The organism is Streptomyces sp. CC224B (assembly GCF_030010595.1).
GTDB classification, from domain to species: Bacteria; Actinomycetota; Actinomycetes; order Streptomycetales; family Streptomycetaceae; genus Streptomyces; species Streptomyces longispororuber.
Map to the genome: position 1 here is coordinate 1 of NZ_JASCXL010000109.1, position 15,642 is coordinate 15,642.

Here is a 15,642-nt window from a genome sequence, read left to right on the forward strand (position 1 = left end):
CCCCGTACGCCTCCAGCCGTACGCGCCCCCAGCCGCACACCCCCCCCCCACCCCTCAGGGCACCACCCCTCAGCGCGCCCCGCACCCGCGGCGCGCCTCCCGCCGCGCGACCCCCTGCCCCGGCGCACCCCCGACCGCACCACCCCGGCGGCCCGCCCCCGGCGCGGATCCGGGCGGCGCGGCCCCAGGTCGCGGCGGTCCGCGCCGGTCCGTCCGTCACCCGCGACAGTCGGCACCATCCTGAAGGAGAAACACAGATGACAAGGCCCAGCATCCGAGCGTCCGTCCCCGGAGGCGCCCGATGAGGGTGCTGCTGATCGGAGCCAACGGATACCTCGGCCGGTTCGTCGCCGACCGGCTGCTCGCCGACCCCGCGGTGCAGCTCACCGCCCTCGGCCGCGGCGACGACTCCGACGTACGGTTCGACCTCGCCAGCGGCAGCCCCGGGGCGCTCACGCGCTTCCTGGACGCCGTGCACCCGGGCGTCGTCATCAACTGCGCCGGCGCCACCCGCGGCGGCGCCCGCGAGCTGACCCGGCACAACACGGTCGCCGTCGCCACCATCTGCGAGGCCCTGCGCCGCAGCGGCTGCGGCGCCCGCCTGGTGCAGCTCGGCTGCGGCGCCGAGTACGGGCCCAGCCAGCCCGGCTCGTCCACCGCCGAGGACGCCGTGCCCCGGCCCGGCGGACCGTACGGCGTCAGCAAGCTGGCCGCCACCGAACTCGTCCTCGGCTCCGGCCTGGACGCCGTGGTCCTGCGGGTGTTCTCGCCCGCGGGCCCCGGCACCCCCGCCGGCTCGCCGCTCGGCCGCCTCGCCGAGGCCATGCGGCGCGCCATGCAGTCCGGCGACGGCGAGCTGAAGCTCGGCGGCCTCGGCGTGCAGCGCGACTTCATCGACGTACGCGACATCGCGCGGGCCGTGCACGCCGCCTCCCTCTCCGCCGCCCAGGGCGTCGTCAACATCGGCTCCGGGCGCGCGGTGCGGCTGCGCGACGCCGCCGCCGTGCTGGCCCGCGTCGCCGGCTACGGCGGCGCCCTGCACGAACTCGACCAGCCCCCCGGCCGGCCCGTGATCCACCAGCGCGGCGACACCGAGCACGCCGGACCGACGGCGTACCCCTACCCGGACGGCTGCGGGAGCTGGCAGCAGGCCGACGTGCGCACCGCCCGCGACCGGCTCGGCTGGCGGCCCCGCATCAACCTCGAGGAGTCCCTCGCCGACATCTGGATGGAGGCCGCGTGCCGCATCTGACGACCACGGCCCGCGGCGCGGCGAGCACCGACCTGCGCGTCGGCTTCGGCGTCCCCGGCATCGCCCACCCGCTGCTCGCGACCGCCGAGTGGGCCGAACTCGCCCGCCCCGGCGCCCCGTTGCACTGGGTCGTCCTCACCGTCGGCGACGGCCCCGGCGACCGGCCCGACCCGCACTGCCTGGCAGCGGCCGGACGCCTGCGGAACGCGGGCGTCCGGGTCCTCGGCCACCTCGACGTGGCGCACGGCGCCCGCAGCTTCGGCGAGCAGGTCTCCGACGCCCACCGCTACCTGGACTGGTACCTGGTCGACGGCTTCTACCTCGCCCGCTGCCCGCGGGAGCGCACGGCCCTGCCGGAGGTCCGCCGCACCGTCGCCACCCTGCGCGCGCTCCTGGGCGGCGGCCACGTGGTGTTCGGCCACGGCGGCCAGCCCCACCCCGGATACGCCGAGTCCGCCGACCAGTTGGTGACCTTCAGCGGCCCGTGGAGCGACTACCGCTGGTCCCAGGTCGCCGAGTGGACCGCCGCCTACCCGCCCGACCGCTTCTGCCACCTCGTCCACGGGGTGCCGCGCGGCCACCTCGACGAGGCACTGCGCGTGGCCCGCTGGCAGGGCGCGTCGACGATCTACTTCACCGACCGCGCGGGCCCGGACCCCTGGGAGACCCTGCCCGGGTACTGGGACGAGATCGTCTCGCGTGTCGGACCAGGTGTCTCGGAATGAAGAAGGCCGTGGCAGTGTTACGGAGAGAACCACCGTTCCGCATATCCGACCAACGGAGTCCCCGTGTCGCTGCCACCCCTGGTCGAGCCAGCATCCGAGCTCACCGTCGACGAGGTCCGCAGGTACTCCCGCCACCTGATCATCCCGGACGTCGGGATGGACGGGCAGAAGCGGCTGAAGAACGCCAAGGTGCTCTGTGTGGGCGCCGGCGGCCTCGGGTCGCCGGCCCTGATGTACCTCGCGGCGGCGGGCGTCGGCACCCTCGGCATCGTGGAGTTCGACGAGGTCGACGAGTCGAACCTGCAGCGCCAGATCATCCACAGCCAGTCCGACATCGGCCGCTCCAAGGCCGAGTCCGCCCGCGACAGCGTGCTCGGCATCAACCCGTACGTGAACGTGGTCCTGCACGAGGAGCGGCTCGAGGCCGACAACGTGATGGACATCTTCGGCCAGTACGACCTGATCGTCGACGGCACGGACAACTTCGCCACCCGCTACCTGGTCAACGACGCCTGCGTGCTGCTGAACAAGCCGTACGTCTGGGGCTCCATCTACCGCTTCGACGGCCAGGCCTCGGTGTTCTGGTCCGAGCACGGGCCGTGCTACCGCTGCCTGTACCCGGAGCCCCCGCCCCCCGGCATGGTCCCCTCCTGCGCCGAGGGCGGCGTGCTCGGCGTGCTGTGCGCGTCCATCGGCTCCATCCAGGTCAACGAGGCCATCAAGCTCCTCGCGGGCATCGGCGAGCCGCTCGTCGGCCGCCTGATGATCTACGACGCCCTGGAGATGCAGTACCGCCAGGTCAAGGTCCGCAAGGACCCGAACTGCGCGGTCTGCGGCGAGAACCCCACCGTCACCGAACTCATCGACTACGAGGCCTTCTGCGGCGTCGTCTCCGAGGAGGCCCAGGAGGCGGCCGCCGGTTCGACGATCACTCCCAAGCAGCTCAAGGAGTGGATCGACGCCGACGAGAAGATCGAGATCATCGACGTCCGCGAGCCGAACGAGTACGAGATCGTCTCCATCCCGGGCGCCAAGCTGATCCCGAAGAACGAGTTCCTCATGGGCTCCGCCCTGGAGACCCTGCCCCAGGACAAGCGGATCGTCTTGCACTGCAAGACGGGTGTCCGCAGTGCGGAAGTCCTCGCCGTCCTGAAGTCCGCGGGCTTCGCCGACGCCGTGCACGTGGGCGGCGGCGTGATCGGCTGGGTCAACCAGATCGAGCCCGAGAAGCCGGTCTACTGAGCCCGCGCCCCAAGCGCTGGGCCCGGAGCCCCGTCCACCTCGGTGGGCGGGGCTCCGCCGCGTCCGCCGGTGACCTCCGTCGCGTCAGCGCCGACCCGGGCACGCGAGCCGGGCCCCTCAGGACACACGGCCCCCTCAGGACACGCGGGCCGGGCCCCTCAGGGCGCGAGGCCGGTGCCCCGCTCAGGACGCGCAGACCGTGCCGTTCCGGGGGACCTTGCCCTTCAGCAGGTAGCCGTTGACCGCGTCGTCCACGCAGTCGCTGCCGTTGCCGTACGCGCCGTGGCCCTCGCCCTTCCACGTCAGGTGGACGCCGACGCCGTCGCCCAGCTCGTCGGCCATCCTGCGGGCGCCCTCGTAGGGCGTGGCCGGGTCACCGGTGTTGCCGATGACGAGCACCGGGGCGGCGCCGGGGGCGCTCACCTCGGGGGAGGTGTGGAGCCCGGCCACCGGCCAGTCGTGGCACCAGCCCGCCGTGTCCCAGGCCATGAACCCGCCGAACACCGGCGATATCTTCCGGAACTCGGCCAGCCGCGCCTTGGCCTCGGCCGCCGTCGGCCGCTCCTTGTCGTCGCGGCAGGAGATCGCGCGCTGCGAGTGGCTCTGGGTGCTGTACCTCCCCGACGCGTCCCGCTCGTTGTACGCGTCGGCCAGCTCCAGGAGCGCCGAGCCGTCGCCCTTCTCGGCCTCCTCCAGGGCGTTCGTCAGCACCGGCCAGGTCTGCTTGCTGTACAGCGCGACCGTGATGCCCGTCGTCGCCAGCGCCTCGGTGAGCTCGCGCCCCTCCGAGGACGTCCGCAGCGGCTTCGCGTCGACGCGGCGCAGCAGGTCCACGATCTTCCGCGTGCCCGCCTCCGGGTCCTCGCCGGAGGACTTCAGGTAGTTCTCCAGGGCCCGCTGGAAGCCCCGCGCCTGGTTCTTCGCGTGGCCCACCGCGCCCGCCGACGGGTCGACGACCGCGTCCAGGGTCAGGCGGCCCACCTTCTCGGGGAACAAGTGGGCGTACGTGCCGCCCAGTTCGGTGCCGTACGAGATGCCCAGGTAGTGCAGCTTGTCGTCGCCGAGGACCTGGCGCATCACGTCCATGTCGCGGGCCGCGTCCGCCGTCGAGACGTGCGGCAGCAGGCGCCCGGCGGCCCGCGCGCAGCCCGCGCCGAAGGCCTTGGCGTCGGCGAAGTACGCCTTCTCCTCGGCCGGGGTGTCCGGCGTGGGGTCGGTCCTCTCCGCGGCCTGGGTCGCCTTGTCGCTGCGGCAGCGCACCCCCTCGCTGGCGGCGACGCCCCGCGGGTCGAAGCTCACCAGGTCGTACCGCTCGCGCAGGTCGTCGTACGAGTGGGAGAGCGCGGGCAGCATGGAGACGCCCGAGCCGCCCGGGCCGCCGAAGTTGAACAGCAGCGACCCGATGCGGTCGCCCGGCTTCTTCGCGGTGGACGTGGCCCGGATCAGGGCGAGCCCGATCGTCTCGCCGTCCGGCTCGTCGTAGTCCAGCGGGACCTTGAGGGTGGCGCACTGCCACTCCGCGCCCGGCGCGCCCTTGCCGCCGGTGGCCTCGCAGCGCCCCCAGTCGAGCTTCTGCGCGACGACGGACGCGGGCAGCGTGGACGACGGGTCCGGCCGCGGCTCCGGGTCGGCGCCCCGCGCCGCCGGGGGCTTGCCGTCCGCCGTGCCGCCGCCCTTGTCGCCCTTGTCGTCGGATGATCCGCTGCAGCCCGCGGCCAGCGCGGCCACCAGGGCCGCCGCCGTGGCCAGCGCCGCCGGCCGTACGAAACGCGGCATACGCTTCCCCCCTCGAAAGACCGTCCGGCCATACTAGGCGGGCCCTCTGACAGCCCCGCCCGGCCCTAGGCGCAGACGGTCCCCGCCCGCGGCACCGTCCCGTCGAGCAGATAGCCGTCCACGGCCTGGCGCACACAGGCGTTCCCGCTGTCGTACGCCCCGTGCCCCTGCCCCTTGTACGTCACCTCGACCCCCACGCCCTTGCCCAGGGACGCGGCCATCTTGCGGGCGCCCTCGTACGGCGTGGCCGGGTCGCCGGTGTTGCCGATGACGAGGACGGGGGCCGCGCCGGCGGCGCCGACGTCCGGGTGGTCGGCCGCGCCCGGCACCGGCCAGCCGGAGCAGCCGAGCAGGCCCCACGCCAGGTAGTCGCCGAACAGCGGCGACGCGGCCCGGAACCGCTCCAGGCGCGCCTCCACGTCCGCGGTCGTGTACCGGGGCTTGTCGTCGGCGCAGTTGATCGCGACGTTCGCGGCCGACAGGTTGCTGTACGAGCCGTTCTCGTCGCGCCCGTTCATCGCGTCGGACAGGAGCATCAGGATCCTGCCGTCGCCGTCGTAGGCCTCCTGGAGGCCTTCGGTGAGGTAGGGCCAGAAGTCCTGGGAGTACAGCGCCTGCACGATGCCGTTGGTGGCCGCGGTCTGGGTCAGCTCGCGCGGCGGCAGCCCGGGCAGCGGCTCGGCGTCGAGGTCCTTCAGGAGCTTCGCGATCCGGCCCTTGACGTCGTCCGCGGTGTCGCCGAGGGGGCAGTCGTCGTCCGGGGCGGCCTGGGAGACGCAGTGCTCCGCGAAGTTGTCCAGGGCGAGCTGGAAGCCCTTGGCCTGGCCCAGGGAGCCCTGTTCGGGGGTCTCGGTGGGGTCGACGACCGCGTCGAAGACGGCGCGGCCCACGTGCTCGGGGAACAGGTGCGCGTAGACGCCGCCGAGTTCGGTGCCGTACGAGATGCCGAAGTAGTGCAGCTTGTCGTCGCCGAGCACCCGCCGCATCAGGTCCATGTCGCGCGCCACGTCGGTGGTGCGCACGTGGGGGAGCACTGTGCCGGAGTTCTTCTCGCACGCCTCGTTGAAGCTCTTCACGTTGCCGACGAACGTTCCGCGCTCCGCCGCGTCGTCGGGCGTCGCGTCCTGCTGGAAGTACGCGTCGAGCCGCCGGTCGTCCATGCACCGCACCCCGGCGCTGCGGCCGACGCCGCGCGGGTCGAAGCTGACCAGGTCGTATCGGGTGCGCAGCTTCGCGTAGTCCCCGCCGAACGCGGGCAGCGAGGTGACGCCCGAGCCGCCGGGGCCGCCGAAGTTGAACACCAGGGAGCCGATGCGCCGGTCCTTCGACCCGTCGGCCCGCGCGCGGATGAGGGCGATGTCGATCGTGTCGCCCCCGGGCTCGTCCCAGTCGAGCGGGGCCTTCATGGTGGCGCACTGCCACGCCGTCCCGCCGGGCAGCGGTGACGGGGCCCCGCCGCCGCCCTCGGCCGCCGACGGCGCCGGGCAGTCCTTCCAGCGCAGCCGCTGATCGGCCGACGCCCGGCCCGAGCCGCCGTCGTCCCCGTCACCGCAGGCCGCGAGCGCGGCGGAGAGCAGGACGGCGGTGGCGGCCAGGGCCCTGGCGCGCGGCGGGAGCTTGGGCATGGCTCCATCCTGCGGGGGAGCGCCGGGGGCCGCTCGGGGCGCGAGCCGTGCGGGTGACCCGGGCCGCGGGCCCGGGAGGGGCCCTACAGCAGTCCCTTGCGCGTCAGGTGGTTGAAGAACAGCCACCCTGGGAGCACCGGCAGCCACAGGGTCAGCAGCCGGTACAGCAGCACCGCGGGCGCCGCCACGTCCTTCGGTACGCCCACCGCGATCAGGCCGACCGTGAGGGTCGCCTCGACCGCGCCGATGCCGCCCGGCGTGGGCGCGGCGGAGCCGAGGGCGTTGCCCGCGAGGAACACCACCGCGACGCTGGCCAGGCTCAGCGTGCCCATCTCCTCGCTGGCGAACGCCCGTACGGACGCGTCCAGGCACAGTACGAAGAAGAACGTCAGGAGCAGCATGCCGCCGATGCCGGTGAGCAGCTTCTGCGGGCGCTGGAGCACGTCCAGCATGCGCGGCACGACACCCGCGAACAGCGACCGCACGCGCGCGACGACGATCTTCCGCAGGAACGGGATGGCGGTGACGACGAGCACGAGCACCGCCACCGACAACAGGCCCGCGATGACCGTGCGCGACGGCGTCAGCGACGGCGTCTTCTCGGTGCCCGTGAGGTAGCCGAAGACCAGCAGCAGCAGCACGTGCGAGCCGAGCCCGAACAGCTGCGAGGCGCCGACGCTCGCCACCGCGAGCCCCGAGCGCACCCCGGACCGCTGCAGGAACCGCGTGTTCAGCGCGACACCGCCGACCGCGGCGGGCGCCACGATCTTCACGAACGACCCCGCGACCTGCGCCGACACCGTCCGCAGGAACGGCACACGCTCGGGCACGAAGCCCAGCAGGCTCATCGCCGCGGCGAAGTAGCTCAGCGCGGAGAACGCCACCGCCGCGACGACCCAGCCCCACTCGGCCTCGTCGATGATCGTGCCGAAGTCGACGTGGGTGAGCTGCGAGAGCAGGAAGTACGCGCCGAGGGCACCGGCGATGAAGCTGATCAGCGTGCGCGGCCTGATCCGCTCCAACTGGGCCGGCTCCACGGGGGCCGTCGGCCGGATCAGCAGCACCTGGTGGCGGATCTGCGTGAGCAGGTCCTCCTCGCGGGCCTGCTCCATGGCCACGTCTATGGCCTGCTTCTCGGCCTGCTTCTCCGCACGCCCGGCCTTGCGCGCCGCCACGTCCCCGGACCGGGGCCCGGCGGCGTCGGTGGCGGCCTGGGGCTCGGCCGCGTCCATGGCCGCCGTGTCCGCGACCGCCTCGCGTTCGGTCGTTTCCGTGGCGGTCGCGTCCGTGGTCGCCGTTTCCATGGCCGCTGCGTCCGTGGCTGCCGTTTCCCTGGCGGCCGTGTCCCGGGCGGCCGCGGCCGCCTCCTCCTCGCCGCGTGCCGCCTTCGCCCTCCGGGACGCCTCCAGGACCGCCTCACGCTCCCGCTGGGCGCGCTCACGGGCCCGCTTGCGCAGCGTCGCGCGCGTGGCACGGGTCAGCGCGATCGGCTGGAGCAGCGGCAGGCAGTCGGCCACGGCGTCGGGCCCGAGCACGTCGACCGCCGTGGCGACCGCGCGCTGCGCGCCCACCCGCAGGCCGACCGCGGTCAGCAACTGGGCGATGTCCATCCGCAGGACCAGGTCACCGGCCGCGATCTCGCCGCCGCGCAGATCCGTGAGGATCACCCTGCCGGAACGATCCACCAGGACGGCGTCCCCGGCGAGCCTGCGGTGCGCGATGCGCCGCGACTGCAGCGCCCGCACCTGCCGCCAGGTCTCCCGCAGCAGCTCGTCGGTGAGGGCCTCGTCGGGCAGCGAGTCCAGGGACCGCCCGCCCGTGTGCTCGTAGACGAGGATCACCGCGTCCGGGCCGAGCTCCGAGGTGGCGATCAGCTTCGGCGCGTTGGCGCCCGCCGCGATCGCCGCGTACGCGAGCAGGGCCTCCTGCTCCAGCGCCTGGCGCAGGGACTGCAGGCTGCGCCGGGTGGTGATGCCGCGCAGCGTCAGACGGCGCCAGACCCGGTAGAAGAAGCCCTGCGCCTGCTGCTCGCGGTCGATGACCGTGACGTCGAGGGGCGGGCCGTCCTCCAGGGTGACGAAGTAGCGGCGGCCGCGGTCGGCGGCCTGGTCCGAGCTGTCCCCGGCGTCCTCGCGGGCGGCGCTCACCGGGCGGAACCCGACGTGCCGCAGACCCGCGAGCAGCGTCTGACCGGTGGGCTGCACGTTCGGCGAACCGACCGCGTACAGCGTCCCGTACGCCACGCTCCAGCCGATCAGGACCGTCAGGATGATCGAGAACGGCGTCGTGTTGCCCGACACCAGCATCGTGAACGCCTCGAGCAGCAGCACCACGAGCAGCACGACGCGCCACCGCGGCCGGCGCGCCATGCCGACGGCCGTCATGTACGCGATGACCGGCGCGAGGTAGCCGTGCACCGGGTCGGTCAGCGCGTGCACGTCACCGGGCGACGGCTGGGTGAGGGCGTCCTGGATGGAGTCGGGGGCACCCCTGGCCACCCACAGGTCGGTGGCCAGGGTCACGCCGTGCGCGAGGACGGCCGCGAGCACGCCGTCGGCGATCCGCAGCCCGTCCCGTTTGATCAGGCGCTCGATCGCGAACGCCACCGGCACGAGCAGCACACCGATGCTCGCGGTCAGGCCCGCCAGCTTCATCAGCAGGTCCGGCGGCTCGCCGGTGCCCGCGTTGATGTCCTGCTCCAGGCCCGACGTCGTGCCGTGCGCGAACGCGGAGATCGCGAGCACCACGGCGATCGCCAGGATGCCGACGAGCAGCCGCATCAGGTCGGAGGGGCGGTGCACGCGCGCGGGGAGCAGGGGCTCGTCGCCCTCCACGCGCTCGTTGTAGGCGTCCTCGTCACCGCAGTCGGCGTGGTCGTGGTCGCCGTGGGCGGAGGCGAGGACAGGGGGAGCGACCAAGGGGGTTTCCGGGGCCGGGCCCCGGTCCTGGCCGGACGCCGGGGCGGGGGCCCGCCCGGGGGCCCCGGCGGAGGCCGCGTCCTGGCCGGGGTCCGAGGCCGGGGCGGGGCCCGTCGCCGGGGCCGCGTCCTTGCTGGGGGCGTCCGCGGAGGGGGGCTGTCCTTCGGCCGCGTCCGGCCGGGGCGGCTGCTCTCCGTGGGGTCTCAGGGCCGACTCACCCGAGTCGCGGCGTGACGCGCCCGCAGAGGTGCCAGCCGTGTTGTCGGAATGCACGCTCTGCTGCTCCGTCGCCTCTTCTTGATCTCGTATCACCTGTCACCGCCCGCACGATGGTGGCATGCCCCGCCGACAACGAGGGGCATCAGGGGGCAATACGGGGGCGTGAAAGAGCCATGGTGTGCCGCTTCGGGCGGTTTTGTGCGGCGCCTCGGGCGCTCCGTCGTCACCCGGTCACGGTGTCGGTGCCATGCGGCAAGATGGTCCGGATGAGCGAGGAGAGCCGAGCGGTACCGGAGCTGCCGGAGTACGCGGAGCGCGTCCTGGACCTGGCGGAGACGATCCCTCCGGGCCGGGTCATGACCTACGGAGACGTCGCCGAGTGGCTGGAGGAGGGCGGCCCCCGGCAGGTCGGCCGGGTCATGTCCCTCTACGGCGGCGGGGTCCCGTGGTGGCGCGTGGTCCGCGCCGACGGCGTCCTGCTCCCCGGCCACGAACTGCGGGCCCTGGAGGCGTACCGCGCCGAGGGCACCCCCCTGAGAGAGGCGGGCCGGACCGCCGAGGGGCACGTGCCACGGCTCGACATGCGGCGGGCCCGCTGGGACGGCGGGGTGACCGCCCCCGGCGGCGGGGCAGCCGTCCCCGAGCGCCGGACGGGCGACCTGGAGGGGCGGACGGGCGACCTGGAGGGATGGGATGCCGCTCCTGAGGGCCGCATACGCGACCGAGAAGGGCCGATGAGCGACCGAGAAGGGCGGGAGACCGCTCCTGACGGCGGCGGCCGGGCGTCCGGCCCTCACCGGGGCGGCCGGGCGAGCGGCCCCGACGGCGGGGTGCGCGGCCCCGACGGCGGGGCGAGCTGCCGCGGCGGGCAGCCGCGGGCTCCGGAGGCTCACATCTGACAGCCTCCGGCACGCGGGCGCCCGACGGTGGGCCGGTGGCCCGTACGGGGGAAGCCCCACGCCCCACGCACCCGCTGGCGTAGCGTCGACAGCACGCATGCACCCTCATCTCGTAGCTGTCCCGCAGCCACTCCTCGATCAGCACACCCACCAGGACCGGCGACCCACGTGAGCTCCACTTCCTCCGCCCGGCACGCACGGCACGCCAGGCACCTGTCGTACCAGCAGGTACGACAGGGGGCCTCGGGTGCCTACCGGCTGGTGCGTACCCCGCCGATCCCCGCGGACCCCCCTGACCTGGACGCACGACAGCGCGCCGTGGTTGACCACGACGGCGGCCCGCTGCTCGTCCTCGCAGGTCCGGGCACCGGCAAGACCACCACCCTGGTCGAGTCGGTCGCCGCGCGCGTCGCCAAGGGCACCGACCCCGAGCGCGTCCTGGTCCTCACGTTCAGCCGCAAGGCGGCCGTGGAGCTGCGCGACCGGATGGCCCACCGCCTCGGCGCCGCCGACGCCCCGCAGGCCACCACCTTCCACTCCTTCTGCTACGCCCTGGTCCGCGCCCACCAGGACGCCGACCTGTTCGTCGAGCCGCTGCGGCTGCTCTCCGGGCCCGAGCAGGACGTCGCCGTACGGGAACTGCTCGCCGGCCAGCTCGACCTCGGCAGGGAGGGCCTCGCCCGCGTCCGCTGGCCGGACGAGCTGCGCGCCTGCCTCACCACCCGCGGCTTCGCCGACGAGGTGCGCGCCGTCCTGGCCCGCAGCCGCGAGCTGGGCCTCGACCCGGCCGCCCTGGACGCCTTCGCGCGCCGCACCGGCCGCCCGGACTGGCGCGCGGCGGCCGCGTTCCTCGCCGAGTACCTCGACGTCCTCGACCTCCAGGGCGTACTGGACTACGCCGAGCTGGTGCACCGCGCGGTGCTGCTCGCCCAGCGCCCCGAGGTCGCGCGGGCCCTGGCCGCGCAGTACGACGCCGTGTACGTGGACGAGTACCAGGACACCGACCCCTCCCAGGTGCGCCTCCTGGGCGCCCTCGCGGGCGGCGGGCGCGACCTCGTCGCCTTCGGCGACCCCGACCAGTCCATCTACGCCTTCCGCGGCGCCGACGTGAACGGCATCCTCCGGTTCCCGTCCGACTTCCCGCGCGCGGACGGCACCCCCGCACCGGTCGAGGTCCTGACCACCTCCCGCCGCTCCGGCGCCCGCCTCCTGGCCGCCACCCGCCTCCTCACCCGGCGCATGCCGCTCACCCGCCTCCCCGCCGAGAAGGTGCGCGCCCACCGGGACCTCGCCGCCGTCACGGACGGCGGACGCGTCGACGTCCTGACGTTCCCCACGGCGGGTACGGAGATCGACAACATCGCGGACGTCCTGCGCCGCGCCCACCTGGAGGACGGCGTCCCCTGGAGCGAGATGGCCGTACTCGTCCGCGCCGGCACCCGCACCATCCCCGCCTTCCGCCGCGCCCTCACCGCCGCCGGCGTCCCCCTGGACATAGACGGCGACGACATCCCCCTGCGCCACGAGCCGGCGTTGACGGCCCTCCTGACGGCCCTGCGCGCGGTGGCCACGGCGGAGCTGGGGGAGACGGACGCCGCGGGGCTGTCGCCCTCGGAGGGGGAGGAGGCTGATTCCGAAGCGGCGTCCCTGGAGGGGGACGTTCTCGTCTCGTCGGCCTCGGAGGGTGACGTTTCCGAACCGGGGTCCCTGGGGGGTGACGTTTCCGAACCGGCGTCCTTGGAGGGTGACGTTTCCGAACCGGTGTCCCTGGGGGGTGAGGTCTCCGAACCGGTGTCCCTGGAGGGAAGCGATTCCGAAGCGGCGCCTTTGGAGGGCACGGAAGCGGGCACGGGCACCGAAGCCGGCACCGACGCCGGCACGGAAGCGGACACGGGCGCAGGAGCGGGCGCGGTCGGCTCCTGGCTCGACACCGAGACCGCCCTCACCCTGCTCACCTCCCCCCTCGCGGGGATGGACGCCGCGGACCTCCGCCGCCTCGGCCGCGCCCTGCGCGAGGAGGAGCGCGCCGCGGGCAACCCCCTGCCGCCGCCCTCCGACGTCCTCCTCGCCCGCGCGCTGGCCGAGCCGGAGCGGCTGGTCGCGCACGACCCCTCGTACGCGAAGGGCGCCCAGCGGCTGGGCGAGCTCCTGGCCCGGGCACGGGCCCGGCTCGCGGGCGGCGGCACGGCCGAACAGGCGCTGTGGGAGCTGTGGGACGGCACCCCCTGGCCCCGGCGCCTGGAGCGCGCCGCGCGGCGCGGAGGCGCGGCGGGCCGCAACGCCGACCGCGACCTGGACGCGGTGTGCGCCCTGTTCGCCACCGCCGCGCGCGCGGAGGAGCGCACCGGCGGCCGTGGCGCCCTGAACTTCCTGGAGGAGATCGAGGCCCAGGACATCGCCGCCGACACGCTCACGCGCCGCCCCGTGCGCCCCGACGCCGTACGCCTCATGACGGCCCACCGCTCCAAGGGCCTCCAGTGGCGGCTCGTCGTCGTCGCGGGCGTCCAGGAAGGCCTCTGGCCCGACCTGCGCCGCCGCGGCTCCCTCCTGGAGGCCGACCGCATCGGACGCGACGGCATCGCCGAACCCCTCACCCCGGGAGCGCTGCTCTCCGAGGAGCGCCGGTTGTTCTACGTGGCCGCCACGCGCGCGCGGGAACGCCTCGTCGTCACCGCCGTCAAGGCACCCGCCGACGACGGCGACCAGCCGTCCCGCTTCCTCACCGAACTCGGCGTCGAGCCGAAGGACGTGACGGGCCGCCCGCGCCGCCCGCTGTCCGTCGCCGCGCTCGTCGCGGAGCTGCGCGCCACGACCGTCGACCCGGGCGCCTCCGACGCCCTGCGCGAGGCCGCGGCCCAGCGCCTGGCCCGCCTCGCCGCACTCGGCGACACCGACGGGCGGCCCCTCGTACCGTCCGCGCACCCCTCCCGGTGGTGGGGCATGTTCGAGCCGACGGCGAGCACGGTGCCCGTCAGGGACCGCGACAAGCCGGTCGTCCTCTCCGGCAGCGCCCTGGACCAGCTCGCCAACACCTGTGCCCTGCAGTGGTTCCTGGGCCGCGAGGTGAAGGCGGACGCGCCCGCCACCGCCGCCCAGGGCTTCGGCAACGTGGTGCACGTCCTGGCCGACGAGGTCGCCTCCGGGCGCACGCCCGCCGACCTCGACGTCCTCATGGAGCGCCTCGAATCGGTGTGGGACGCCCTCGCCTTCGACGCGCCCTGGAAGTCGGAGCAGGAGAAGGAGCACGCGCGCGTGGCGCTCGAACGCTTCCTCCAGTGGCACGTCAGCGGCGCCCACGCGGGCCGCACCCCCCTCGCGGGCGAGCACGACTTCGACGTCACCCTGGAAGCGGGCCCCTACGAGGTGCGCGTACGTGGCTCCATGGACCGTGTCGAACGGGACGCCGACGGCCGCGCCTACGTGGTCGACTTCAAGACCGGTAAGCAGGTCCCCAGCGCCGCCGAGGTCGCCCGCCACCCACAGCTCGCCGTCTACCAGCTCGCCGTGCGCGAGGGCGCGGCCGACGCCCTCTTCGACGGCGCCCGCCCGGAGGCGGGCGGCGCGGAACTGGTGCACCTGCGCCAGGGCGCCGCCAAGAAGGACGGCGGCGACGCCCTGCCCAAGGTGCAGTCGCAGGCGCCCCTGGGGAACGGGAACGGCACGGACAGCAGCGGCGAGGACGGCGCCAACGGCGGGGACGGCACCGAGGGCGACGGTGGCGGCGGCAACGGCGACGGCAACGGTGGCGGCGACTGGATCGGTGGCCTGCTGGCCACGGCCGCCGGCAAGGTCCTCGACGAGCGCTTCACCCCCACCACGGGCCAGCACTGCAACCACTGCGCCTTCCGCGCCTCCTGCAGCGCCCTCCCCGAAGGCCGCCACGTCGTGGAGTGACCCCGTACCCCACCGGCCCTGCCAGTACGTGGCCGACGTCACGTTCCACCACCCGCGCCCACGGCAGCCGCAGGGGCCATCTAAGGTCTCCGTCAAGCCGCGCCGTGTACGCGGCGCCCGGTGCGTCCCGCACCTTTCGAACGTGCACCGTCCTGAGGAGACCCCCACATGGCAGCCAACCGTAAGCTCCTGGCAGCGGCAGCCGTCTGCGCCGCCGCCGTCATCGGCGTCACGGGCTGCAGCAGCGACAGCGGCGACAAGGACCCCTTCGAGGGCATGAGCGCCGACAAGATCGCCAAGAAGGCGTCGACGGCCTCCCGGGACGCCGGCTCCTTCACGATGCTGAGCCGGACCACCCAGGACGGCCAGGAGATCACCGGCAAGTTCTCCGTCCTGGAGAGCGGCGACTGCAAGGCCACGATCGAATCGCCCAAGACCGGCCACTCCGAGCTCCTCACCATCGGCAAGACCTCCTACATCAAGGGCGACGAGACGTTCTGGAAGGCCACCGGTCCCGGCGTCGCCGGACGCGTCAAGGGGCGCTGGGTGAAGTCGCCCGCCAAGGGGGACAGCGCCTGCGACCTGGGCGGCCGCAAGATGTTCGAGGGCAAGAAGCTCAAGGGCCTGGAGCGCGGGAAGGACGCCGAGGTCGACGGGCAGAAGACCGCCGTCCTGGTGAGGAAGAAGGGCGACGAGACCACCACCTTCTACGTCGCCCTGGAGGGCAAGCCGTACTTCCTGAAGGTCACCAACGACGGTGACTCCAAGGGCACGGCGACCTTCCGCGACTTCGACAAGCCCATCGACGTCAAGGCACCGCCGTCCGGCGAGGTCGTCGACGAGAAGGAGCTGGCGGGCCGCTGAGCCGCCCCGCCGCCCCGGGTCTCGCCCCCGGGCCTCCTGGGGGCTTGGGCCACACCCTGGGGCCTGGGCCACGCCCTGGAGCTGCCCAGGGCTCTTGGGTCACACCTGGGACTGTCCGGGCGCGCCGGGCGGCCCCGCTGCCGGCCCGGCTTCCGCGTGAAGGGCCCCGCCGCTGCTCGACACCTTCCGCCGCTCGACACCGCCCCTGAGCAGCACCTCCCACTGCTC

At 74.3% G+C, this 15,642-nt stretch carries 8 protein-coding genes and 1 pseudogene; 6 read left to right on the forward strand and 3 right to left on the reverse strand.

The genetic code is table 11. From position 1 onward, the window contains the following. Positions 1-301: 301 nt before the first annotated feature. From QK440_RS32530 to moeZ, 3 genes are all read left to right on the forward strand, one after another. Positions 302-1,252 (forward strand): NAD-dependent epimerase/dehydratase, encoded by a 951-nt coding sequence (locus QK440_RS32530; protein ID WP_282796838.1) that lies wholly within the window; start codon positions 302-304, stop codon positions 1,250-1,252. Continuing rightward, a complete protein-coding gene (locus QK440_RS32535) occupies positions 1,240-1,977 on the forward strand; it encodes a spherulation-specific family 4 protein (protein ID WP_282796839.1) in 738 nt (245 codons plus the stop codon). The genes QK440_RS32530 and QK440_RS32535 overlap by 13 nt, the downstream gene beginning before the upstream one ends. 63 nt (positions 1,978-2,040) lie before the next feature. Continuing rightward, the gene (gene moeZ / locus QK440_RS32540) at positions 2,041-3,219 is read left to right on the forward strand and encodes an adenylyltransferase/sulfurtransferase MoeZ (protein WP_282796840.1); all 1,179 of its coding nucleotides are present in this window, start codon (positions 2,041-2,043) and stop codon (positions 3,217-3,219) included. A gap of 183 nt (positions 3,220-3,402) precedes the next feature. Here moeZ and QK440_RS32545 read toward each other — a convergent pair whose 3' ends face one another. The 3 genes from QK440_RS32545 to QK440_RS32555 form a co-directional block, all read right to left on the reverse strand. Continuing rightward, complete coding sequence (locus QK440_RS32545; RefSeq protein ID WP_282796841.1) at positions 3,403-4,995, reverse strand: alpha/beta hydrolase; 1,593 nt, start codon at positions 4,993-4,995, stop codon at positions 3,403-3,405. 65 nt (positions 4,996-5,060) lie between these two features. Next, entirely contained in the window at positions 5,061-6,620 is a 1,560-nt protein-coding gene (locus QK440_RS32550; RefSeq protein WP_282796842.1) for an alpha/beta fold hydrolase, read from the reverse strand. An 83-nt stretch (positions 6,621-6,703) separates the two neighbouring features. Next, entirely contained in the window at positions 6,704-9,400 is a 2,697-nt protein-coding gene (locus tag QK440_RS32555) for a lysylphosphatidylglycerol synthase transmembrane domain-containing protein (RefSeq protein ID WP_282796854.1), read from the reverse strand. A 623-nt stretch (positions 9,401-10,023) separates the two neighbouring features. Here QK440_RS32555 and QK440_RS41485 point away from each other — a divergent pair. The 3 genes and pseudogenes from QK440_RS41485 to QK440_RS32570 form a co-directional block, all read left to right on the forward strand. Next, a pseudogene (locus tag QK440_RS41485) lies at positions 10,024-10,365 on the forward strand (MGMT family protein); the annotation flags it as partial. A gap of 549 nt (positions 10,366-10,914) precedes the next feature. Continuing rightward, complete coding sequence (locus QK440_RS32565; RefSeq protein WP_282796855.1) at positions 10,915-14,550, forward strand: ATP-dependent DNA helicase; 3,636 nt, start codon at positions 10,915-10,917, stop codon at positions 14,548-14,550. Between the two features lie 168 nt (positions 14,551-14,718). Further along, entirely contained in the window at positions 14,719-15,414 is a 696-nt protein-coding gene (locus QK440_RS32570; RefSeq protein ID WP_282796844.1) for a hypothetical protein, read from the forward strand. The last annotated feature ends 228 nt before the right edge of the window (positions 15,415-15,642 follow it).